Genomic DNA, 23633 nt, shown 5'->3' on the forward strand with positions numbered 1-23633 from the left:
TTAAAGTGTATAGTTCAGTTTTAAACTTCCATAATAATTTCTATCGTTTCCAGGATAGAAGTAGCGGGGTTCCCTGCCTCCGAAACTGCTGGCGTTAATGAGAACGGACTGTGCATATGTAGTATTGAGTATATTGTTTATACCAAAATCCAAACCAAGCAATAGTTTTTGAAGTATGGTTGTTTTGAATCCAATACGGGTATTTAGCACTGAAAATGAGTCGCTAAAAAGGGTTTCTTCGTCACGAAGCGATATTTTATCTACAAATTGATAGGTGGTATTCCAATACAAACCGTTTCCAAAATTAGTCTGTAACCCAGAAACGATACGATGTTTTGGTACTCCGGTCAATTGGTTTTCGGAAAAATCTTCGTCCCCGTCAACAAAATCTATAAAGGAGTGATTGTTAAAAGTATAACTCACAAAAGGCGTGGCACTTATTTTTTCCGAAAGCGATAGCCTGTAGTTGATGTCCAGATCTAACCCTTGATGTTGGGTCTTGCCCGCATTCCTTCCTATGAACTGGTCATCTCCAACACGCTCGGCAACTAGCAGGTTGTTTATACGCATGTGGTATAGCGCGGCTTCCATTGTAAACGAACCATTGTTCTTTCGTACTCCAAGTTCGTAATTGGTACCTGTTTCTTGCTTAATATCGGGATTTATTAGTCCATCCGGGGTTAAGGTTTCTTCTAAACTCGGATTAGAGAACCCTCGGCTTAGATTTGCGAAGAGTTCAACGTCATTTCTTAGCAAATAGGTAAGGTCTAGACTGGGTAGTAACAAGGCGTTAAAATTCCTTTCGGCACTTTTATTAAGTGCGCCAGTATTAAATAAGTCCCTAAAGTTATAGTTGGTCTTGTTTATGTTGATGCCCAATTGCGCAGTAAAGTTTTGAGAAATAGGACTGGTGACGGTGGCAAAACCGTTGAATTGTCTACGAAATTCTTTATTGTCAGCTATTCTATCACCCTGTAAACTACCGTTTCCATTATTTTCTTGATATAGGTTTTCAAAGGTTCCCCAGGTATATTCATCTTTGTACAATTCGCCTCCAAAAGTATACTGTAACTTAGATCGATTTATGCCAAGAGCTCCGGCGAATAGTGTGCGAAAGCCGTATCCGTTGGTGTATTCGTCAAGAATATTAAAGGGTCTGGGTTCATAATGGTCTAGATAGGTGTAAAATAGACTAGTGGTGTTTTGGAGTTTAGCATTGTGTTTATACGTATGGGAAAGTCCGATAAGCGTATAGTTATTACTTTCGAAACCTTGGGCAGATTTCCAAGTAAATGCAGCCTGTTTTGGATCCTCGTCAAAAGCGGATTGACTAATGGAACTAGCTATCTGGGCGGTATAATCAATATGGTTCACTAAAAGACCTAATTCACTTTTAGAACTTAATCTGAAATTTGAGTTCAATAGGATACCATCTCGCTCAAATCTATTGTTCTCGCGATACCCATCAATTTCCATGTGTCCATATTGTAGTGTTAGATGAAAGTTCTCATCCGAGTGTACAAATCCTAAACTGTTTTTGAGAAGTCCGTAGGAGCCAATGGTAGTATTGTTGATAAATTTTGTAGGCTGATTTCTTATTTTTTTGGTATTCAAGACAATTGCGCCACCAAGATTTGTCCCAAATCCTGTTGCTTTGGGACCTTTTATGATTTCGAATGAAGTAAGATTCTCCAAATCAAAAGCTTCAATAGTAGAAAATCCTGTTCCGTTGGTGACAGGTATGTTGTTGTAGTACAAGCGTAGTTTATCCGTTCCAAAAGGGGTACGCGCGCCAACCCCACGAATGGTAATTCTATTGGTGTTTAAAGCACCGGATAAGGCATACACACCAGAAACTTGATTAATGGAGTTCACAAGATCTACGGGACTATAATTCTGAAAGACTTTGGCTCCTATTATTTTAGAAGGTACTATACCAATACTATTTTTAGCCGTTAAAGTATCGATAAGTACTACTTCGTTCAATACGGTAATACTATCTCTTTTCTGGGGGTCTTGACTTATACCAAGGACGTTGAAAAAAAGAAAAAAGAGTATACAGATATGCTTCATGTAAAAAGTTGAAGCTTCAAAAATAGGATTTAAAATCGAAACCCTATGGACAGTCCTGCCCTGTACATGAATGAATTTTGAAAATCTTCAGGGTTAATGTTTCTTCCTAGTCCGCCATTTATTTCCAGAGTAAAACGCTCGCTTCGCGTTGCCCATTTGGTTCCTAGTCCAAGACCTAAAGCCAAGGTTCCAAAATCATTATTACGGCTTCCAAGAGTTTCGGTTAGGTCCTCATTTTCGCCAGTATAGTAGAGGCCAAAAGCTTCTGCGAAAAAACCACTTCTGGGATTGTACCCAAAGTAAGCACGGAGGTTGGGACCAATTCCAAAATTACCGTTATAATCTGTGGCATCACCATTAAAATATAGTGTTCCGCCAACGCTCGTATCCTCGTTCAAATAATATTCATAGGAGCCCTCCACGGTGGTAGTAGCTAAAAAGTGACCGATATTGAATTTTACCTCATGATTGTTGGAAAAAGCAGGATAGGCCTGCCCTAACAATGAATTAGATGTTACAAAGAGTACGGAGATAAGAAGTATATTTTTCATTGCTTTCATTTAGAAATTACGATTTGTTAGAAGCAAATGGCATTCCAAAGCTGCGAAGTTAGAATTTTAATACTATCTAAAAAGGGTTATTGCCATTGGCTTTTTCTATTTTTGAATCAAATTTAATTTATGAAAATTGTATCGTACAACGTTAACGGTATCCGAGCGGCTTTGAAAAAAGGGTTCATAGAATGGTTGCAATCGGTAAACCCTGATGTCGTTTGTCTACAAGAAATCAAGGCACAAGAAAATCAATTGGACCTCACTGTTTTTGAAGATGCGGGCTATACCTATAATTATTGGTACAGTGCGCAGAAGAAGGGTTATAGTGGAGTTGCTATTCTTTCAAAAACGGAGCCAGACCATATTGAGTTTGGCACTGGTATTGAAACTATGGATTTCGAAGGAAGAAATCTGAGGGCCGATTTCGGGGATATTTCAATTATGAGTATGTATCTACCGTCTGGTACTAATATGGATAGACTCGATTTTAAGCTGAATTACATGGAGGAAATTCAAGAATATTTCAATGAATTGCGAAAAGAAAATCCAAATCTTATTGTTCTTGGAGATTATAATATATGCCACGAGGCCATCGATATTCATAACCCTGTAGGGCTTAAAAACGTATCCGGGTTTTTACCGGTAGAAAGAGAGTGGATCCGTAATCTGATAGCAAGCGGTTTCATAGACAGCTTCCGTCATTTCAATAAGGAACCTGACAATTACACGTGGTGGAGTTATAGAGCTAATGCAAGAAACAACAATAAGGGTTGGCGTCTGGATTATGCTATGGTTGCGGAACCTTTAAGAGACAGATTAAAGCGTTCTGTAATACTATCAGAAGCCAAACATAGCGATCACTGTCCTATTTTGGTCGAGGTAGAATAACATCTTTTATGCTTAAGAACAGACTTCCTTTACTTTTTGCTTTTCCACTATCAATTTTAATTTGGTTGTCTGGAAATGAGATTAAAGAGGAGTATTTGTCTGTAGTTGATACTGTCGTTATCGATACCGTAGAGGTACAAGATAAGGGAGCAACTTTGGCAGCTGTGTATTGCGCTACCTGTCATAAATTACCTAAGCCAGAATCATTGGATAAAAGAACTTGGGAAAATAGTGTCCTACCCAATATGGGCCTACGTTTAGGTCTTAAAATAGATGGGAAGAACTGGGATGATACCATGAGCAAAGTGGAAGCCGATATCGTTAGAAACTTGAAGATATACCCCGAGTATCCATTAATTTCCGAACAGGATTGGGAATTAGTGAAAAAGTATTATATAGGTAACGCACCAAAAGAGTTGCCTGCTCAAATCAGAGAAAAGGATATAGGTAACACCGTCTTTCCGTTTAGTGCCCAGACCATCAGTATAGGAGATTCTAAGTTACCACAAGTAAGTTTGCTCCGTTTTGATCCAAACACTTCAGAACTTTATATCGGAGATTTTCAGAGTCTAATCGCAATTGATACCAGAGGAAACATTACCAATACATGGGATTTGGAGAGTCCGGCATCCGATATCAAATTCGTAGAATTCAAGGAACCATTGCTCCTTACCTTGGGCAAGCTTTCACCATCTGATCAAGCCTTAGGTAAATTGTTGCGGTTAGATACGAATGTGAGTTCTGATAAAAACGATATTTTACTGTCCAGTTTAAAACGGCCTGTGAATTTTCAGGTGGAGGATCTGAACGATGATGGGTTAAAAGATTTAATTTTGTGCAGTTTTGGCCACTATGCCGGGAGACTTTCTTGGTTAGATAATTTTGATACTTCAAAAGAGCATGTTCTAAATACTCTGCCGGGAACAAGAAAAGTAGAGATTTCCGATTTTAATGGGGATGGCAGACCTGATATCATGGCTCTTATGACCCAAGCCAGGGAGCAAATAACCATTTACTATAATCAGGGGAACAACACTTTTGAAGAAAAAAATGTGTTGAGTTTTGATGCCGTAAACGGAACTAGTTATTTTGAGTTGGCAGATTTTAATGGAGATGGTTATCAAGATATCTTGGTAACGAACGGGGATAATCGAGACTATTCCCCAATAGATAAACCCTATCACGGAATACGAATTTATTTAAATGACGGTAACGCTATGTTTAAAGAGTCTTTTTTCTACCCCATGTACGATTGTGGCAAGGCAATGACCCGCGATTTTGATGGCGATGGTGACCTTGATATTATTGGAGCGGCGCTTTATTCGGAATACACGGACAAACGAAACGCAAAGGAAGGCATTGTTTATCTGGAAAATAAAGGAGGATTGAATTTTGTGCCATCCTATATGGACGTGCCTATTCATGGCAATTGGCTAACCATGGAAGTAGGGGATTTTAACAAGGACGCTAAACTAGATGTTATGTTGGGAACTTACATTTACAATATTCCTGAAATGATTTCCATTACCATGAATACCGGGACAAACACTTTCCCGCAGGTACTGCTTTTGACCAATCTATCCAAGTAAACTTTAAGAATAAGTTAGAATTTTACTACAGTCCCGTTTAAGGATATTTTATTTACTAATTTTGCAAACTTAAAAGGACAATCCGCATTTATATGAAGTACTCCACGCTGCCACATACTGATATTGAAGTAAGTAAAATTTGTCTGGGCACTATGACCTGGGGTAAGCAAAATACAGAGGAAGAAGGTCATGAGCAAATGGATTATGCTTTGGACCAAGGGGTAAATTTCTTTGATACGGCAGAGTTATATCCGGTACCGGCAGAAGCTGAAAGATATGGACACACGGAGAAAATAATAGGAAGTTGGTTCAAGAAAAATGGGAATAGGGATAAGGTGGTGTTGGCCTCTAAAATTGCCGGTAATGGCGATTACACCAAGTTTATCCGATCTACTGGTTTTTCTAGGGCATCTATTATAGAGGCGGTGGAGGGTAGTCTGCAAAGACTTCAAACAGATTATATTGATTTGTATCAATTACACTGGCCAGAACGCAATACTAATTATTTTGGAAAGAGAGGGTACGAGCATGAGATTACCGACTACTGGGAAGACAATTTCCATCAGGTTCTGGAAACCCTGCGAGATTTGATACGCGAAGGAAAAATTAGGCATGTAGGCATATCCAATGAGACACCTTGGGGAACTATGCGTTATCTAGAGGAGAGTAAAGTGCATGCCACCTTACCAAGAACCATAACCATACAAAACCCATATAATTTATTGAATAGGCTTTTTGAGGTTGGACTTGCTGAGGTCTCCATGCGCGAAAAAATAGGCCTATTGGCGTATTCTCCACTAGGCTTTGGAGCATTGAGCGGAAAATATTTAGGAGGAAGAATGCCAGAAGGTTCTAGAGTATCGTTATTTCCTAGATTTGACCGCTATAATGGGGAGATAGCCACTAAAGCTACACAAAAATACTACGAATTGGCACAGGCGAACGATTTATCGCTTGCTCAGATGGCTCTTGCCTTTGTAAATACTAGACCTTTTGTGACCAGTAACATTATAGGTGCAACTTCAATAAAACAGCTAGCTGAAAATATAGCGAGTATTGATGTCTCATTATCGGAGGATGTCCTAAAAGGCATAGAGTCGGTTCATAATAGTATACCTAATCCTGCGCCATAAGATGATAGCGATGTTCAATTTAAAAGTAGGTTTCGGTCAAATTGTTCTTATTGTTGCCGTAATTATTATCATTCTTGTAATGGCAAGGATAATGAGAGATAAGCGTTAATCGAATAAGCCTCTGACAACATCTTCGATTTTTGAGGCTAACAATACTTTTATCTTGGTATTCTTAAGTCCTATCTTATTGTTTTTGGATACAATAATCGTAGTGTAGCCCAATTTTTCTGCTTCGAGAATTCGTTGTTCTACTCGTTGTACGGGTCTTATTTCCCCAGCGAGGCCAACCTCTGCGGCAAAACAAATTCCTTTTTCTATGGGGATGTCCTCATTACTGGATAAGATTGCTGCAATAACGGCCAAATCAATGGCTGGGTCGTCAACAGAAATACCACCGGTTATATTCAGGAATACATCTTTAGCCCCTAGTTTAAAGCCAGCACGCTTTTCTAATACTGCCAGTAACATATTGAGTCGTTTCGCGTTATAACCCGTAGTAGAACGTTGCGGTGTGCCATATACGGCGGTGCTCACTAAAGCCTGGATTTCTACAAGTAGGGGTCGCATGCCCTCTACGGTAGATGCAATCGCAGTACCACTAAGGCCGTCCTCGTTTTTAGAGATGAGTACCTCGGAAGGATTGTTCACCTCGCGTAATCCATTACCCTGCATTTCATATATTCCCAACTCAGCGGTAGAACCGAACCTATTTTTTAAAGATCTCAGAATTCTGTAAACATAATTACGGTCACCCTCGAACTGAAGCACCGTGTCTACCATGTGTTCTAGAATTTTTGGGCCAGCAATGGAACCATCTTTTGTAATATGACCAATTAGGATTACCGGAGTATTGGTTTCTTTAGCAAATTTGATAAGCTCTGCCGTGCATTCCCTTATCTGAGAGATGCTTCCGGCGGCGGACTCAATATAATCGGAATGTAAGGTCTGTATAGAATCTATGACTACAATATCTGGCTCTGTAGCTTCAATCTGTTTGAATATATTTTGAGTTTTGGTCTCCGTTAGTATAAAACAAGTTTCACTATTTGGAAATATGCGGTCTGCCCGCATACGTATTTGCTTTTGACTTTCTTCCCCTGACACGTATAAGGTTTTATAGGGTAATTTAAGTGCTATTTGAAGAAGCAGGGTGCTTTTCCCTACCCCTGGCTCTCCGCCCAAAAGCACCAGGGCTCCTGGGACTAACCCTCCGCCTAGAACACGGTTAAATTCAAGGTCAAACGTATTTAATCGAAGTTCTTTCTCTGTACTTATTTCGTTGACAAGAAGTGGTTTGGAAACTCTTCTAGCTTGGTTTTCGGGTGTTTTCCAGCTTGTTTTTTCCTCCTTTTGAACAACCTCTTCTACCACGGTGTTCCATTCTTTACACGCGGAACATTGTCCCACCCATTTTGCGTATTGCGTTCCGCAATTCTGACAAAAAAATGCAGTTTTTGTTTTAGCCATTCTCTAGCAGGTACTATTTGTGCTAAAGGTAACAAGAAGTTTGAAAATGATAAGGTAATTTTTGCGGATACGGAGCTATTTATCCTTGTACTTTTGCTTACTGAATTCCGTAAAAGCGATAAAAAAGGAAGCCCACGCCATGAGTAAAGCTAGACCGTTGTATACGAGATTAAACTCGCCTTTTAATCCAAAATAGGTAAATAATATACCTGAAATTATAAAGTATTTGGAGTCTATTTTTATCATTGCTAGTAGGTATTAAAATGGTTGGGATTTGGGTTCAGTAAGGCAGGGCTAAAAACCAAAATCGGCTTTTAGGGCATCCATTTTTTCAAGAGCCATTTCTTTGGTCAAAAAATCTATTTCTTCCATCTGAAAGGCTTTTTCAAAAGTTTTTAAAGCTTTTTTAGGCTCTCCTAACTGCTCGTAATATTCACCTTCAAAATAGAAGCCAAGCATTGTTTCCGGATATTGCTGCTTACAGAGGTCGGATAAAGGTTTTAACGATTCAAAATCTTCTTTTTTTCTAGATGCTGCATAGATGGCCATAATATCATTCAGTTCTACTGGTTTACTAAAACCAAAAAGGTCTTCAATGCCTTTGTATTTATTTTCGAGGTAGTCAAAAACAGGGTCTTCAGACGTCAATATTTGTGTTTTATATTCTTTAGGACTTATGGGTTTAAACATTCCAAAAATGTTGTCAAAAGCTTTCCCTATGCCATATGTTGCTACGGATATGTGGTCGGCGCTCTTATATTCGTCAAAGAAATAATGTAAACTTTCCTTTTCAATAGCTTTAAGGGCCGTATTCATCTCCAGCACGGCAGCAGTTCCTTTATTTTTCTCTCCTTCTACGATCAGTTGGTAAAATATTTGCTTATCAAATGCTCCTAATCTACTCGCGACCCTGGTTCCCATTTCTGGTGCTAATGTCGGGGATATACTCACGTATGCATTAAAAAGGGAATTGTCCTTAAACAGCCAATAGTTTTGAAAATTAGCGGTTATATCATAGCCTACAATCATTTTAAAAGGCGCAGTGCTGAAATTAAGGTCTAGATAAGGTATAAGCTCCATTCCCAAGAATTCGAAGAATTTCTTTCCCTTCTCGCTTGGTAATCCACTATCTGGCTCAAAGGCGCAGTCTTCATACCTTAAATCATCTTTGCTTTGGTTTATTCCAACGATAATACTTTCTGGCATACCATGGAATCTACTATAGAACTTTGAGGTGGCTACCACCTGATCAAAAAGATAGTTACCGTCTAAAACGATAATTAAAGGGTATTTTTTGGTGTCATCTAGATTTTCCGGAAAATAGTATTGCACATCCCTTCTTTCCTGAAGTTTGAAAGATTCAAAGATTTCTTGTTTAACCTGTGCGTTGGCTAAAAACCCTACGGATAGCATCAAAAAAAGAAAAATACGCTGCATATACTTTATTTTGGCAGCAACCATTGCTACCTATTACGGTTCAATAACGGTAATAGGAGAAAAGATATTGCACCAAAAACAATGTTCATAAGGGTTTGTGCGATCCACATTATCCAACCGAATGCATCTCCCGAAACTTCTTGTATACCAAATAGTGCCAAAGCTTTGCTTACCAATATGGGAAAAAGTCCTACCCCGCCATTGGTGGTAGCCATGGCAAATGCGCCAAAAACAAAAGCGACCATAACCTCACTAAGCCCTAAATTCGCTGTAGAAGGGACCGTGAATTTAATAACCCACATCATGCCGATATAGCATGACCAGATAAAAACGGTATGTGCTACAAATGCCCATTTCCGCTTCATTTTGAAAATACTGAAAACCCCGTCTAACAAGCCTTTTACAAAAGACTTTATACGTAGGGCAATGTTAGACTCCGATTTCTTTATGAATAACACAAATATTAAAAAACCAATTACTCCGGCTACCAACAGCATGAAAATACTATTAAGGTTAAGTCCACGCTCTTGAAAAAACGTAATTATTATTTCTGTCTGAAGCACCAAGGTAATAACGACAACGAGTAAAAGCATAAAGACATCAATAACACGCTCGGTAACAATAGTGCCAAAACCTTTTTCAAAGGGGACTCCTTCATAAGTGGTAAGTGCAGTTGCTCTTAATATTTCTCCGGTTCTTGGCACACCTAAATTGGCCAAATAAGCCATGAAGATCATAAAAATATTATTGATTAATTTGGGTTTATATCCCAAAGGTTCCAAGAGATAGTTCCACCTTATGGCCCTTGATATATGTCCCAGTAAGCCAAGAATTAGAGAAATGGTAATCCAAAAAACATTAGCCTCTTTAATATAGAATAAAATCTGTTCGCGATTGGAAGGTGCAGTATTGTAATACCAATAGAGGACAAGGAATACTCCTATGGCAATGGGGAGGACTGTTTTTAAGGTTTTCTTTAGGGAATTGGTCAAAATCTGTACTGAAGTTTAACTTAGAACAGGACCAAGTTACTTAATTTAAAGCAACAAGTTGTTTTCCTCATTTGGAAAAACTAAGGACGGATTAAAGATTTTGGCTTCTTCTATATCCATTCTAGCGTACGTGATCAATATTAAAATATCGCCGACGGCTACGCGTCTAGAGGCCGCACCGTTCAGGGTAATCTCACCGCTTCCCCTTGGTCCGGGAATGGCATAAGTCTCAAGCCGTTCTCCGTTGTTGTTGTTAACGATTTGTACTTTTTCACCTTTAATAATGTTGGCGGCGTCCATTAAATCTTCGTCAATGGTAATGCTGCCGATATAATTAAGGTCTGCACCTGTAACTTTTACACGATGAATTTTCGATTTAACTACTTCTATTTGCATTTGGCAAAAATTAATTAAGGGCTATGTTATCAATAAGTCTAACTTCTGCAGCGTAAACGGCTATGAAGGCCCTATATTTTATATTTTCTTGTTTTCTTTGAATAGGAGTCAATGTTTCCACATCGGTAATATCAAAATACTCTAATTTAAAATCGTTATCAGACTGGAAAACCTCACTAACCCATTCCCTTAAACTAGAAGCACTTTCCGTGCCAAATTTTTCTTTGGCAGTTTTTAAAGTGCTATAAATTAAACTGGCCTTAAGTCTTAGCGGAGCATCTAGTCTTTCATTTCTGGAACTCATGGCCAAACCATGTGGTTCTCGTACAATAGGGCAGGGTACGATTTCAACTGGTATTTTTTCGATTTCGGTCAATTTTTGAATGATGCGCAGTTGTTGAAAATCTTTTTCTCCAAAGTAGGCCTTTGTAGGTTTTATAAGCCTTAGAAGGGTTTCTACTATTGTGCCAACCCCATTAAAATGGTCGTCTCTAAATTCTCCCTCCATTACTTTGTCCAGACCGTGAAAATCGTAGGTTTTTGAAACCACGGTATCATCATAGATTTCTTGAATTGAAGGGGCAAAGACCGTAATTTTAGGAGCAATATTATTTACCAATTCCAAGTCTTTACTGAGTGTGCTGGGGTATTTTTTTAAATCTTCCGAATTATCAAATTGGGTCGGGTTTACAAAAATGGTAACGACAACGTGTTCATTTTCCGAGATGGCTTTTTTGATTAAGGAAGCATGGCCTTGATGTAAAGCCCCCATGGTAGGGACCAGTCCAAGATTACCATGAGGCGATAGCTTTTTCAAGTGACTTAAAAGCTCTTTTTTTGTTTTAACGGGGAGCATGTAATTTTGTCATTAACGAGCAAACTTACTATAAATACTGCTAATCTCTATATTTTTTGTAATTTTGCACCTGCGTTTCTGCGAAAAATAAAAAATAGCTTTTATGAATGGTAAAAAGATATTGTTTGTATCTTCTGAATTAGTTCCTTATCTACCGGAAAATGAGGTTTCTTTAATGTCTTACGAGGCTCCGAGAATGGTCAATAGCAATGGAGGGCAAATTAGAATCTTTATGCCTAGGTATGGTAATATCAATGAAAGAAGGCATCAACTGCACGAAGTTATCCGGTTATCGGGGATGAATCTTGTCATTAACGATATGGATATGCCATTGATTATTAAGGTAGCTTCTATACCAAGAGAGCGCATACAGGTATATTTTATAGACAACGAGGAATATTTCAAAAGAAAGGCCACTTTTACAGATAAAGAGGGGAACTTATTTCCCGATAATGACCAAAGAGCCATATTCTTTGCAAAAGGAGTCATGGAAACGGTCAAAAAACTAAATTGGTCTCCGGACATTATTCATGTGCATGGTTGGATGGCGAGTCTATTACCACTATATCTTAAAAAGTACTACTCAGACGAACCTCTTTTTGCCGATAGTAAAATAGTACTTTCCGTTTATGGTAAAACCTTTGAAGGCGAGCTCGATAAGGATATGCTCAAAAAAATAACTTTTGATGGTATTCCCGAGGAAGAAATTGCTTCTTTGGGGTCGCCCACATATAATAATTTGTTAAAAGTAGCTGTAGATTTTTCAGATGCAGTTATTTTAGCCTCTGAAGAGATTCCAGAAGAATTGAATTCACATATTGCTAACCTCCAAAAACCAGTGTTGTCCTATGTTCCTGTTCAAGAATTTGAAGAAGCATATGCCAATTTTTATAACACGGAAGTTTTAAAATAATCGAATGAATTTTTTTAAGAATAGCCCTTATTCGGTCCTTATGGGCTTAATCTTTGTGGTTACCCTTTTCAGTTCCTGTGAAGAAGAATTAACCACCATAGGCGCAGGTGTTGTAGCAACAGATCCGTTTACTACCGGAAAAGAAGTTTACGATGTTTTTGCTTTCAATAAAAATATTGAGGCGGTAAGAACCAATAAATTACCCTTGTATCAATTGGGCACGTTTACAGATGCGGCTTATGGTACAACGGAGGCTTCTATTACCTCGCAAGTACAGCTTCCCAGTGGCAATCCTACTTTTGGCAATCTATCCCAAAGAACGGAAGAAGATGCGGAGACCGATGATGTTATCACCACAATCGAGGAAGAAGAGACGGTCAAGGAAGTTTTTCTTTACATTCCATTTTTGACTAAGAGTGGATCAAGGGACAGTGACCTTGACGGTGTGGATGACGAATTCGATAAGGAACCGAACGATGCGGACAACGATAATGATGGCGACGGTGTTTCCAACAGGGTAGAGAATGCCACCAATACAGATCCGCTAGACCCAAACAGTGTAGATGCTGATGCTGATGGCAAAAACGATACGGACGGTGCTACAATCTTTGCAAACAACTTTGCTAGAAGGGTAGATTTGGATAGTATTTATTTCAATGGTAAAAATTACGATGATTTAGAGGTTAATGCGGATTTAGAAGTAATTGCACCGCCTACTTTCAATTTAAGAGTAGCGCGTTCTACATTTTTTCTTAGAGATTTAGACCCGGGTAGTGGCTTCCAAGAGGCGCAAGAGTATTTTTCTTCGCAGGAATTCGCCCCTTCATTTGTGTCCGATGTTTTATTTGACTCTAATGAAGACGGGCAGCTTGTTATAGACAGTAAAGAAATTTTAACACCAAGGGAAGATGATGAGTCTACCGAGGACGTAGATGAGTCACTAGCTTTTGTACGGTTAAACCCTGGATTAAGAATCCCTTTAGACAATCAATGGTTTCAGGAAAATATTCTGAACAAAGAAGGAAGTTCAGAATTATTAAGTCAAGCCAATTTCAATGAGTTTGTGCGTGGTATACATTTAGCGTTGACCCCTCAGGAAGGAGAGGACCTTATGTTGTTGTTAGATTTAAGACAAGCCAATATTACAATGACTTACACTTTTAATTCGTATAATACAAATGGCACATCAGATGATGTATCCGATGATGAGATAGAAACCAACGAAAGGGATGTTGTCTTTAATCTCATATCTGGGCTTCCTAATGGGGGTATACTTGGCAATGCCGTGAACACCCTAAACAATGAAATGTATTCCCCACAGGTTTTGGATAACTTGGACAACGAAGAAAATGCTTCAAGAATTTTTCTTAAAGGAGGGGCTGGTATTACCGCTAGAATCAACCTTTTTGAGGCGAATGGAGGTGAAAGTGTTATTGAGCAAATAAGAGCGGAAAATTGGGTTATAAACGAAGCCAATTTGGTTTTTAATGTAGATGCCTCTTTAACAGGTGATAATATAGCTCCGCCAAGACTTTATTTGTATAACATGGAGACGGGAAGTCCATTATATAACCCTCTGACGGAACAGAACACTGCTGAGAACATTTTTGGACTTTTCCTTAATTATGATGGAATCGTTGAGACTGATGATGACGGTAATGTAAAATACACCGTTCGTATCACCGATTATATCAATGAGATAATAGTGAGAGAGGCGGCCAATAGCACCTTGGGCCTTGTACTTACGACCAATATTGAAGCAGTAGGTTTGGCTAATGCCATTTTAGAAGAAGGAGAGGTCGATATTCCGGCCACGTCAACCTTAACGCCATTAGGTACCGTTTTTTATGGAAGTAATATCCCGGAGTCAGATCCTAATTTTGACAAACGCCTGAAACTTGAGATTTCTTACACGGAGATTAACTAAGATTCTTTTATAATAAATATTATCCCGGTTTATACAATTCAAGGATTATAAGCGTTCTATATCCAGAAACGAAATGCTTTTTTACATTTTAGGTTACTTTTGCTTAGGAAATTTAATATAAATCACCAAACACAAACAACATGTGTGGAATTGTAGGTTATATAGGTCATAGGGAAGCTTTCCCCGTTATTATCAAAGGATTACAACGCCTAGAATATCGTGGTTACGATAGTGCTGGCGTTGCCCTATTTGATGGAAGCGAAATCAACCTTGTCAAGACAAAAGGAAAAGTCGAGGATTTAAAGAATAAAGCCAAGGGTATTTCTCAAAAGGGAAGTCTTGGTATAGGTCATACAAGATGGGCCACTCACGGTGTACCTAATGACGTGAACTCTCATCCTCATTATTCAAATTCTGGTGACTTGGTCATCATACATAACGGAATCATAGAAAACTATGAGTCCATCAAAAAAGAGCTTACGAAAAGAGGCTATACTTTTGAGTCAGATACGGATACTGAGGTTCTCGTGAATTTAATAGAAGAGGTCAAGAAGACCGAAGACGTGAAACTGGGTCAGGCTGTTCAGATTGCTTTGAATCAGGTAGTGGGAGCTTATGCAATTGCCGTTTTTGACAAAAAGAAACCGGACGAGATAGTGGTAGCAAAGTTAGGGAGTCCATTAGCCATAGGAATAGGGGAAAATGAATTCTTTATAGCTTCAGATGCTTCACCTTTCATAGAATTTACTAATAATGCTGTTTACTTAGAAGATGAGGAAATGGCTATTATCCGTTTAGGGAAAGAGATAAAACTCCGCAAAATCAAGGATGATGCCGTTGCTTACCCTAGGATTTTAGAGTTACAGATGAATCTTGAAGAAATTGAAAAAGGTGGTTATGATCACTTTATGCTTAAGGAAATCTATGAACAACCTAGAGCAATTAAGGATACTTATCGTGGTAGATTACTCGCCGATCAAGGATTGATACGTATGGCCGGCATTGACCAAAACTTAGAAAAGTTCTTGAATGCCAATAGAATTATAATTGTTGCCTGCGGAACGTCATGGCATGCTGGCTTGGTGGCGGAGTATATTTTTGAAGATTTGGCCAGAATACCTGTCGAAGTCGAATATGCCTCTGAGTTTAGATATAGAAATCCGGTTATTACGGAAAACGATGTATTAATTGCTATTTCTCAATCTGGAGAAACAGCAGATACGTTAGCAGCAATTAAATTAGCCAAGGAAAAAGGAGCCTTCGTCTTTGGCGTCTGTAATGTAGTAGGTTCCTCCATTGCAAGAGAGAGCGATGCGGGAGCTTATACACATGCAGGACCGGAAATTGGGGTGGCTTCTACCAAAGCTTTTACCACACAGATTACCGTTTTAACGCTTATCGCTTTAAAATTGGCCAAGGAGAAAGGTGCTTTTTCACAAATACAATATCACGAATACTTAACGGAATTAGAGACTATTCCTGCCAAGGTAGAAAAAGCTTTGGAGTCCAACCCGTTAATCGAAATCATCTCCAATGTTTATAAGGATTCAAGTAACTGTCTTTATTTAGGTAGGGGCTACAATTTCCCGGTTGCTTTGGAAGGTGCTTTAAAGTTAAAGGAGATTAGCTACATACATGCAGAAGGATATCCCGCTGCGGAGATGAAACACGGACCTATAGCACTTATCGATGAACAAATGCCTGTTTTTGTGATAGCTACCAAGAGAGGACATTATGAAAAAGTAGTTAGCAATATTCAGGAAATAAAATCAAGAAAAGGTAAAATTATCGCTATCGTAACGGAAGGTGATGAACAAGTAACAGAGCTTGCCGACCATGTAATAGAAGTGCCTGAAACTTTAGAAAGTCTTACGCCTTTGCTTACGACGATTCCATTGCAATTACTTTCTTACCACATTGCGGTGATGAGAGAGTGTAATGTAGATCAGCCGCGTAACCTAGCAAAATCTGTTACCGTAGAATAAACGTTTTTAAAATTTGTTTTGAAAAGGAACCTGGTTTTACTGGGTTCCTTTTGTTTTTTAAGGATTTCCCATTATGTGTGGATGATTTTTATCAAAATAATACTATGCATGCATAATTTTTTTCATTTTACTATTTTCCGTTTAAAATTATCTGTATATTGACCCCAAACTAATTTTAACTCAAATTTATAATGAGAGCAATACTATTTTTAGCATTGATGCTGTCTGGCACCGTAGGGTTGTCCCAAACAATAATCAATGGAAATGTTGTTGATCAGAACAATGAACCTATTCCTGGTGCAAATATTGTCATCGTAGGAAAAGCAATCGGCACTACCGCTGATTTTGACGGTAATTTTGTTTTGGAAACATCAGAAGTCCCCCCCTTTCAAATTAATATTTCTAGTATTGGGTATGCGGACGCAGTAGAGAACGTTACTTCTAACAACCAAACCTTTACGGTGGTATTGGAAGAAACACAGACCTTTTTGGATGAAGTGGTGATATCCGCTTCCAGGACTCCGGAACGTATTTTTGAATCTCCGGTTACCGTAGAGCGTTTTGGATTACAAGAAATTCAAAACACTGCATCTGCCGATTTTTATGGCGGATTAGAAAATCTAAAAGGCGTAGACGTAAACACGAACAGTTTAACCTTTAAGTCGGTAAACACCAGAGGTTTTGCCACTTTTGCCAATACGCGTTTTATGCAATTGGTAGATGGGATGGACAACTCCACACCGGCTTTGAATTTCCCTATTGGGAACTTGGTAGGTATGATAGAGCCAGATGTGCTTAGTGTGGAATTACTACCAGGTGCAGCTTCTGCACTTTATGGTGCAAATGCTTTTAATGGAATTCTCTTTATGCGTAGTAAGAGTCCTTTTGATTATCAAGGCATAAGCGCTTCCGTAAAACAAGGGGTCACTTCACAAGAGGCAGCGGGAACCAATTCCTACACGGATGTTGGTATAAGGGCCGCGCACAAATTCAGTGATAAGTTTGCGGTGAAATGGAACTTTGGATTCTTGGATGGTACCGATTGGGCCGCTACAAGTGAAGTAGATAAGTTTAATCCCGGAGCTACAAGGGCAGATTTAAATTATGACGGAATCAATGTTTATGGTGATGAAGTTTCAACAGATATTAAGGATGTAGCCGTTACTTTAGAAGGTTTAGGGGTCTTGCCCGCTGGCGCCAATGCTTTGGTTCCCTCTGTTGAAGTAAGTAGAACAGGCTACAACGAAAGAGACCTTACTAATTATACGGCACGAAGTATTAAATCTGACTGGGGCCTTTATTATAGACCGATAGAAGGTAAAAGTCTTGAACTTTCCTATATAGGAAAAATAGGAACGGGGAACACGATTTATCAAGGTACGAACAGATATAATATCGCGAGGTTCTTCCAAGAACAGCATAAGCTGGAGATTAGAAACGATAATTTCTTTGTTAGAGGTTATGTAGTTGCGGATAAGGCCGGTGATTCTTACGATATGGTATTTACGGGTATTAATATTAATAGAGCTTGGAAAGACGATAACACTTGGTTTGGTGAGTACACTGGCACCTATGTGCAGGCTACACTAGGAGGAGCTACAAACGAACAAGCACATGCAGCGGCACGGGCCCAAGCGGAAACAGGAAGATTTTTACCAGGAACACCAGAGTTTCAAGCGGCTTTTAATCGTAGTATAAATGATCCGGATTTATCAACGGGTTCTAAGTTCCAAGATGCCTCCAAGTACTATCACGCAGATGCTAATTATAATTTTAGTCATTTGATCGATTTTGCTGAGATTCAGATAGGTGGGTCTTACAGACAGTATAGTCTAAATTCGTCAGGAACCATTTATACTGATTTTGATGGACCGATAGACTATTCAGAATTTGGGGTGTACACACAAATTCAAAAGAAGATTGAATTAGAAGGAGAAAAAAGTTTAAAACTAACTGGTTCCGTACGTTATGACAAGTCAGAATTTTTTGATGGCTTCTTTTCTCCAAGAGTCTCTGCAGGTTTTACCCTGAATAGAGATCATAACATCAGAGCTTCTGTACAAACAGGCTTCAGGAACCCTACCACTCAAGATTTGTTTATCGGCTTAAATGCGGGTAGGGCCATATTGATCGGAGCGGCACCTGATAACCTAGATCGTTTTTCTAGACCTTACGAAGTTAGTGGCGGAGGTCAATTATTAGGTCAGCCTGCGCAGATTACGCAGACCGGTAGAGCGGCTTATGAGAATTCTTACTCTGCCGAATCTGTACTTCGTTTGTCCGAAACCGGCAATCCAGCGGATTTGGAAATTGCAAATCCTGATTTGGTGCAGCCAGAGCAGGTAACATCTTTTGAGATAGGTTACCGTGGTAAGGTTGATAAATTGGTCATCGATTTCAGTACATATTACAATAGCTATAAAGATTTTCTTTCTCCGGAGAACGTGATTGCTCCATATTATGGTACTGTTGGTGATGGCTCTTTGTCCGTTGCTGCGATTGCTAATGGAGATTTTCAGACCTATCAGGCTTACACGAATTCTGATGTGGACATCAATTCCTACGGAGCTTCATTAGGGCTTACTGCTAAAGTGCTTGGTAATTTTGACTTAAGCGGTAGTTATACCTTTACTAAACTAGATTTTGATAGAGAGCTAAATCCTGATTTTCAGGTACAGTTCAATACACCAGAGCATCAGTTCAAAGCCTCATTTGGTAATACAGAGTTATTCAAAAATTTCGGATTCAACGTTAATTACAGGTTCAGCGATGATTATTTTTGGGAGGCTACTTTTGGCAACGGGGTAATACCTGAGTTCCATGTAGTTGATGCACAGATAAATTATGCTGTGCCTAGTATTAAGTCCACTTTTAAAATAGGTGGTAATAACTTGTTAGGCGATGAATATTTTACTGCTTTTGGAACAGGGTTTATAGGTTCTATGTATTACCTATCATGGACTATCAACAACTAAATGAAAATCAAATACGTATTTGACATGAAAAACTTAAAATATATTTATTTATTAACGGCATCCTTACTATTTGTCAATTGTAATGATATTGAAGATATAGATTTGGATGCTCCAGAGGTAATGGAGCCTACTCCAGAACTTACGGCAGGTTCGGTGGACTTTTCCAACTATGTGGCTTTAGGAAACTCTTTGACGGCAGGTTTTACTGATGGCGCTTTGTTTCAAGCGAGTCAAAACCTATCTTTCCCGAACATTCTTTCTCAAAAGTTTGCCATAGTCGGCGGAGGTAGCTTTACGCAACCCCTAACCAACGATAATTTAGGAGGTTTAGCATTGGCGGGGACTAGAATCCAAGGGCCCAGACTGGTTTTTGGAGGAGCAGGTCCGGTAGGGCTGGAATCTGTGATAGGTCCAGTTACGGTGACTACTGATATCGCTTTGAACAATCCAACAGGTCCTTTTAACAATTTAGGAGTGCCTGGTGCTAAAAGTTTTCATCTCCTAGCACCTGGCTACGGTAATTTAGCAAATGTTCCTTTGGGACTTGCTAATCCATTCTTTGTTCGGATGACGGGAAGTACACCAGATGCTAGTGTTCTTGAATTGGCCGTAGGCCAAGCACCAAGCTTCTTTTCACTTTGGATTGGGAATAATGATGTGCTGGGTTACGCTACTACAGGTGGTGATGGGACTAACCCTTTAACACCTGTAAACGGAGCGCCTGGTGTTGGTTTTGATGGTAGTTATGGTGCGTTGATTGCAACACTTACGGCAGGTGGGGCGCAAGGCGTTGTTTCAAATATCCCAAATGTCATCGATATTCCGCATTTTACTACAGTACCACATAATCCGTTAGACCCTACAAACCCTGATTTCGGTCCTCAAATAGCAACATTAAATGGTATTTTCGGACAATTAAATCAAGTTTATGCCTTTTTAGGTGTTCCAGAAAGAAGTATTGAATTTTCTACAACGGCTGCCAGTGAGGTAGTGATAAAGGATGAGAATTTACCAGATTTGTCGGCTCAGATTGCGGGAGTTTTTAATGCTAGTCCTGCTTTTCCATTATTTGTACAATCCTTTGGGCTTCCTGCAGAAGCAGCGCCCTTGGTCGCGGGCTTGTTAGGTAATATTTATGGGCAGACAAGGGAAGCCACTGCAGATGATCTTTTGGTCTTACCAAGTGCTTCCATTATCGGTACTGTAAACACGGCTTCCGTTGGGGCACTAGTTGCCCAAGGATTACCGCAAGCATTGGCTGGCCAGTTCTCTGTTGAGGGTATTTCACTTCCTTTAGAAGATAAATGGGTGCTTACTCCAGAGGAGCAAGCGGAAATAGCAACAGCCACGGCGGCATTTAATACGATTATTGAGGCTACTGCAAACGCTGCAGGTTTGGCTTTGGTCGATGCTAATGGTTTGTTGAATCAATTGGCCAATGGAGGCATCACTAGTGGTGATTTTACGTTAACATCAAGTTTGGTTACAGGTAGCGCTTTTTCATTAGACGGAATTCATCCCACAGCTAGAGGGTACGCACTTTTGGCAAATGAATTTATGAAAGCTATAGATGCTACATATGGCTCTAACTTTGAAGCTTCGGGCAATCTTGTCAATGTTGGGGATTTTCCAACTAATTATTCGCCTGCGCTTCAGTAAAATAACATGTGTAAGAGAAATTAAAAGAGGCACTTTCGTAGTGCCTCTTTTGTTTGGTAAAAAACCCAAAAAACAGTTTTTCTTTAAAATGTAATGACATATCTTTACAGCCGGAAAATGAAAGCATTCTCCAGCTTATTTTAAACGCAATACATAAACAAAAGAGTAATGTCAAAAGTTACAGGTAAAGTTTCACAAATCATTGGCCCAGTGGTTGATGTAGAGTTTCAATCAGGCGCAGACCTTCCTAAAATCTATGATTCTTTAGAGATCACTAATAAGGATAAATCTAAATTGGTGTTAGAAGTACAATCTCATGTAGGAGAGAATACGGTTAGGACAATTTCAATGGATTCTACTGATGGACTAAGCAGAGGTACTGATGTAGTTGCTACTGGAGCCGCTATACAGATGCCTATTGGAGATGATGTTTATGGACGTTTGTTTAATGTAATCGGAGATGCTATTGATGGTTTAGGTGATTTACCTAAAGCGGGTAAAGATGGTTTGCCAATTCACCGAGAAGCTCCAAAATTTGAAGACCTTACCACTACTACTGAAGTTTTGTTCACAGGTATTAAAGTAATCGATTTGATTGAGCCTTATGCAAAAGGGGGTAAAATTGGTTTGTTCGGTGGTGCAGGTGTCGGTAAAACAGTATTGATTCAAGAATTGATAAACAACATTGCAAAAGGTCACGGTGGTCTTTCTGTGTTTGCAGGTGTAGGTGAAAGAACTCGTGAAGGAAATGATTTACTTCGTGAGATGTTAGAGTCCGGTATTATTAAGTACGGAGATGATTTCTTGCACTCTATGGAAGAGGGCGGCTGGGATTTATCCAAAGTGGATAAGACAGCGATGAAAGGATCAAAAGCGACTTTCGTTTTTGGTCAAATGAACGAGCCACCTGGAGCACGTGCACGTGTTGCGCTTTCAGGTTTGACCATAGCGGAGTATTTCCGTGATGGTGCTGGTGAAGGGCAAGGTAAAGACGTTTTATTCTTCGTTGATAATATATTCCGTTTTACACAAGCGGGTTCAGAGGTATCGGCACTTTTAGGTCGTATGCCTTCTGCAGTAGGTTACCAACCAACCTTGGCAACGGAAATGGGTGCAATGCAAGAGCGTATTACATCAACTAAAAGAGGTTCTATTACATCTGTACAGGCGGTTTATGTTCCTGCGGATGATTTAACGGATCCAGCTCCGGCAACAACATTTGCTCACCTGGATGCAACTACGGTATTATCTCGTAAGATTGCGGAATTAGGAATTTACCCTGCCGTTGACCCACTGGATTCTACTTCTAGAATTTTAACGGCAGAAATTTTAGGAAACGACCATTATGCTTGTGCACAACGAGTAAAAGAGCTGTTACAACGTTATAAAGAATTACAGGATATTATTGCCATCCTAGGTATGGAGGAGTTATCCGAAGAAGATAAATTGGCCGTAGGTAGAGCAAGACGTGTACAGCGTTTCTTGTCACAACCTTTCCATGTGGCTGAGCAGTTTACCGGGCTTAAAGGTGTATTGGTAGATATTAAGGATACCATCAAAGGATTTAATATGATTATGGATGGCGAATTAGACCACTTGCCAGAATCTGCCTTTAACCTTAAAGGAACTATTGAAGAAGCTATAGAAGCTGGTGAGAAAATGCTTGCTGAAGCTTAAAATAGTATTGAGATGTTCGCATTTGGTATTGAGCGATCAGCAACGCTTTACTGAATACTAACTACTAACTACTAACTACTATTGAACTATGTATTTAGAAATCGTATCTCCAGAAGCAACCTTATTCTCAGGTGAAGTAACATCAGTTACGGTGCCAGGTATTAACGGTGAATTTCAAATGTTAAAAGGTCACGCACCAGTGGTATCGCTTTTGCAAAAAGGAGACGTTAAGGTAGAAGGAAATATTGCTATTGAAGAAGCGCACGAAAATAAATTCTCTACAGATTCTACAGGGAAAACAATTCTTTCTATTTCTAGTGGAACAATTGAAATGAAGGATAACAAAGTGATTGTACTAGCGGATTAGATAGTATGAAATTCAAATATTATTCAAAAGCCATACCTTACGTATGGCTTTTTTTATGGTTTGTATACTAGAATATCCGCAGGTTGACAATCCAATTCTTTGCAAATAGCCTCTAGAGTGGAAAAGCGAACCGCTTTGGCCTTTCCAGATTTTAGTATGGACAAGTTGGCCTCGGTAATCCCAATAGCCCTTGCAAGTTCTTTGCTCTTCATGTTTCGGTCAGCAAGTACTTTGTCCAGATTTACTAAGATGCCCATGTTATATCGTTAAATCGTTTTCATTTTGAACCTGATAACCTCGTTTAAAAATAGCCACAATAAATAGTAGAAAAATTCCTAAAAGGAAGGTCAAAAGGTAATTTAAAATATTTCCTATCTGTTGTTTTTGCATGATAAAGATATCTATGGTTAAGAACAATAGAGGTGCCGCAATCAAATTAAGCAGCGCAAAATAGTTTAATTGCTTGATAGCCCTATCCGTGAAAAGTTTTGGAGCTTTAAAAGTTTTAAAAATAGTAGAAAGGAGGTAAAAAAATACTGCAAAAAATAACATTGATAAAGTAATTTCTAAGTTCAAGTCATAAGTGCAACATGCATATTTAAAATACTTGGGGCTAGCCCCAAGTATTTTAGGTTCAATATTTATATTGATCTTGCATGAAACATTACAAACAATTGACCCTATCTCAAAGGTATCAAATTCAGAGTCTTTTACAAGTCGGATTTACTCAAACCCAAATCGCATT

General features: G+C 39.1%; 20 protein-coding genes. 10 read left to right on the forward strand and 10 right to left on the reverse strand.

The window, feature by feature from the left end; all coding sequences use genetic code 11:
- Both BFP77_RS12115 and BFP77_RS12120 read right to left on the reverse strand, forming a co-directional pair.
- On the reverse strand, positions 1 to 2073 hold the full coding sequence (locus tag BFP77_RS12115; protein ID WP_099574290.1) for a TonB-dependent receptor family protein: 2073 nt from the start codon (positions 2071 to 2073) through the stop codon (positions 1 to 3).
- Between the two features lie 29 nt (positions 2074 to 2102).
- Positions 2103 to 2624 carry a DUF3575 domain-containing protein gene (locus tag BFP77_RS12120; RefSeq protein WP_099574313.1) on the reverse strand — a complete coding sequence of 174 codons (522 nt, stop codon included), beginning with the start codon at positions 2622 to 2624 and terminating at the stop codon, positions 2103 to 2105.
- A 129-nt stretch (positions 2625 to 2753) separates the two neighbouring features.
- Here BFP77_RS12120 and BFP77_RS12125 point away from each other — a divergent pair, with 129 nt between their 5' ends.
- The 3 genes from BFP77_RS12125 (at position 2754) to BFP77_RS12135 (ending at position 6237) form a co-directional block, all read left to right on the forward strand.
- The gene (locus BFP77_RS12125) at positions 2754 to 3515 is read left to right on the forward strand and encodes an exodeoxyribonuclease III (protein ID WP_099574291.1); all 762 of its coding nucleotides are present in this window, start codon (positions 2754 to 2756) and stop codon (positions 3513 to 3515) included.
- Positions 3516 to 3523: 8 nt separating this feature from the next.
- Positions 3524 to 5104, forward strand: a complete 1581-nt coding sequence (locus BFP77_RS12130; RefSeq protein WP_099574292.1) for an FG-GAP repeat domain-containing protein — start codon at positions 3524 to 3526, stop codon at positions 5102 to 5104.
- A 92-nt stretch (positions 5105 to 5196) separates the two neighbouring features.
- On the forward strand, positions 5197 to 6237 hold the full coding sequence (locus BFP77_RS12135; RefSeq protein WP_099574293.1) for an NADP(H)-dependent aldo-keto reductase: 1041 nt from the start codon (positions 5197 to 5199) through the stop codon (positions 6235 to 6237).
- Between the two features lie 105 nt (positions 6238 to 6342).
- Here the strand turns inward: BFP77_RS12135 and radA are convergent, their stop codons facing one another.
- From radA to panC, 6 genes are all read right to left on the reverse strand, one after another.
- Entirely contained in the window at positions 6343 to 7704 is a 1362-nt protein-coding gene (gene radA / locus BFP77_RS12140; protein ID WP_099574294.1) for a DNA repair protein RadA, read from the reverse strand.
- 75 nt (positions 7705 to 7779) lie between these two features.
- Entirely contained in the window at positions 7780 to 7950 is a 171-nt protein-coding gene (locus BFP77_RS17010; RefSeq protein WP_164721482.1) for a hypothetical protein, read from the reverse strand.
- A gap of 48 nt (positions 7951 to 7998) precedes the next feature.
- Positions 7999 to 9141, reverse strand: a complete 1143-nt coding sequence (locus BFP77_RS12145) for an alpha/beta hydrolase (protein WP_099574314.1) — start codon at positions 9139 to 9141, stop codon at positions 7999 to 8001.
- Between the two features lie 26 nt (positions 9142 to 9167).
- Positions 9168 to 10133, reverse strand: a complete 966-nt coding sequence (locus BFP77_RS12150; protein ID WP_099574295.1) for a lysylphosphatidylglycerol synthase transmembrane domain-containing protein — start codon at positions 10131 to 10133, stop codon at positions 9168 to 9170.
- 45 nt (positions 10134 to 10178) lie between these two features.
- Positions 10179 to 10529, reverse strand: a complete 351-nt coding sequence (panD, locus tag BFP77_RS12155) for an aspartate 1-decarboxylase (protein ID WP_099574296.1) — start codon at positions 10527 to 10529, stop codon at positions 10179 to 10181.
- 10 nt (positions 10530 to 10539) lie between these two features.
- On the reverse strand, positions 10540 to 11385 hold the full coding sequence (gene panC, locus BFP77_RS12160; protein WP_099574297.1) for a pantoate--beta-alanine ligase: 846 nt from the start codon (positions 11383 to 11385) through the stop codon (positions 10540 to 10542).
- Between the two features lie 103 nt (positions 11386 to 11488).
- Here panC and BFP77_RS12165 point away from each other — a divergent pair, with 103 nt between their 5' ends.
- From BFP77_RS12165 to BFP77_RS12195, 7 genes are all read left to right on the forward strand, one after another.
- A complete protein-coding gene (locus tag BFP77_RS12165) occupies positions 11489 to 12298 on the forward strand; it encodes a glycogen/starch synthase (protein WP_099574298.1) in 810 nt (269 codons plus the stop codon).
- Between the two features lie 4 nt (positions 12299 to 12302).
- Positions 12303 to 14225, forward strand: a complete 1923-nt coding sequence (locus tag BFP77_RS12170; protein ID WP_099574299.1) for a DUF4270 domain-containing protein — start codon at positions 12303 to 12305, stop codon at positions 14223 to 14225.
- Positions 14226 to 14365: 140 nt separating this feature from the next.
- Positions 14366 to 16210, forward strand: coding sequence for a glutamine--fructose-6-phosphate transaminase (isomerizing) (gene glmS, locus BFP77_RS12175; protein ID WP_099574300.1), 1845 nt, complete (start codon positions 14366 to 14368; stop codon positions 16208 to 16210).
- A gap of 191 nt (positions 16211 to 16401) precedes the next feature.
- The gene (locus BFP77_RS12180; protein WP_099574301.1) at positions 16402 to 19185 is read left to right on the forward strand and encodes a TonB-dependent receptor; all 2784 of its coding nucleotides are present in this window, start codon (positions 16402 to 16404) and stop codon (positions 19183 to 19185) included.
- 24 nt (positions 19186 to 19209) lie between these two features.
- Entirely contained in the window at positions 19210 to 20844 is a 1635-nt protein-coding gene (locus BFP77_RS12185) for a G-D-S-L family lipolytic protein (RefSeq protein WP_099574302.1), read from the forward strand.
- 168 nt (positions 20845 to 21012) lie between these two features.
- A complete protein-coding gene (atpD, locus tag BFP77_RS12190; RefSeq protein ID WP_099574303.1) occupies positions 21013 to 22521 on the forward strand; it encodes a F0F1 ATP synthase subunit beta in 1509 nt (502 codons plus the stop codon).
- 88 nt (positions 22522 to 22609) lie between these two features.
- Complete coding sequence (locus BFP77_RS12195; protein ID WP_099574304.1) at positions 22610 to 22888, forward strand: F0F1 ATP synthase subunit epsilon; 279 nt, start codon at positions 22610 to 22612, stop codon at positions 22886 to 22888.
- Positions 22889 to 22941: 53 nt separating this feature from the next.
- On the opposite strand, the gene BFP77_RS12200 is transcribed toward BFP77_RS12195, so the two are convergent.
- Together BFP77_RS12200 and BFP77_RS12205 are read right to left on the reverse strand one after the other, a co-directional pair.
- Positions 22942 to 23145 (reverse strand): helix-turn-helix domain-containing protein, encoded by a 204-nt coding sequence (locus BFP77_RS12200; RefSeq protein WP_099574305.1) that lies wholly within the window; start codon positions 23143 to 23145, stop codon positions 22942 to 22944.
- 1 nt (position 23146) lies between these two features.
- On the reverse strand, positions 23147 to 23464 hold the full coding sequence (locus BFP77_RS12205; RefSeq protein ID WP_180272354.1) for a DUF2975 domain-containing protein: 318 nt from the start codon (positions 23462 to 23464) through the stop codon (positions 23147 to 23149).
- Positions 23465 to 23633: the final 169 nt, after the last annotated feature.

It is taken from the genome of Maribacter sp. 4U21 (genome assembly GCF_002742365.1).
Lineage (GTDB): Bacteria > Bacteroidota > Bacteroidia > Flavobacteriales > Flavobacteriaceae > Maribacter.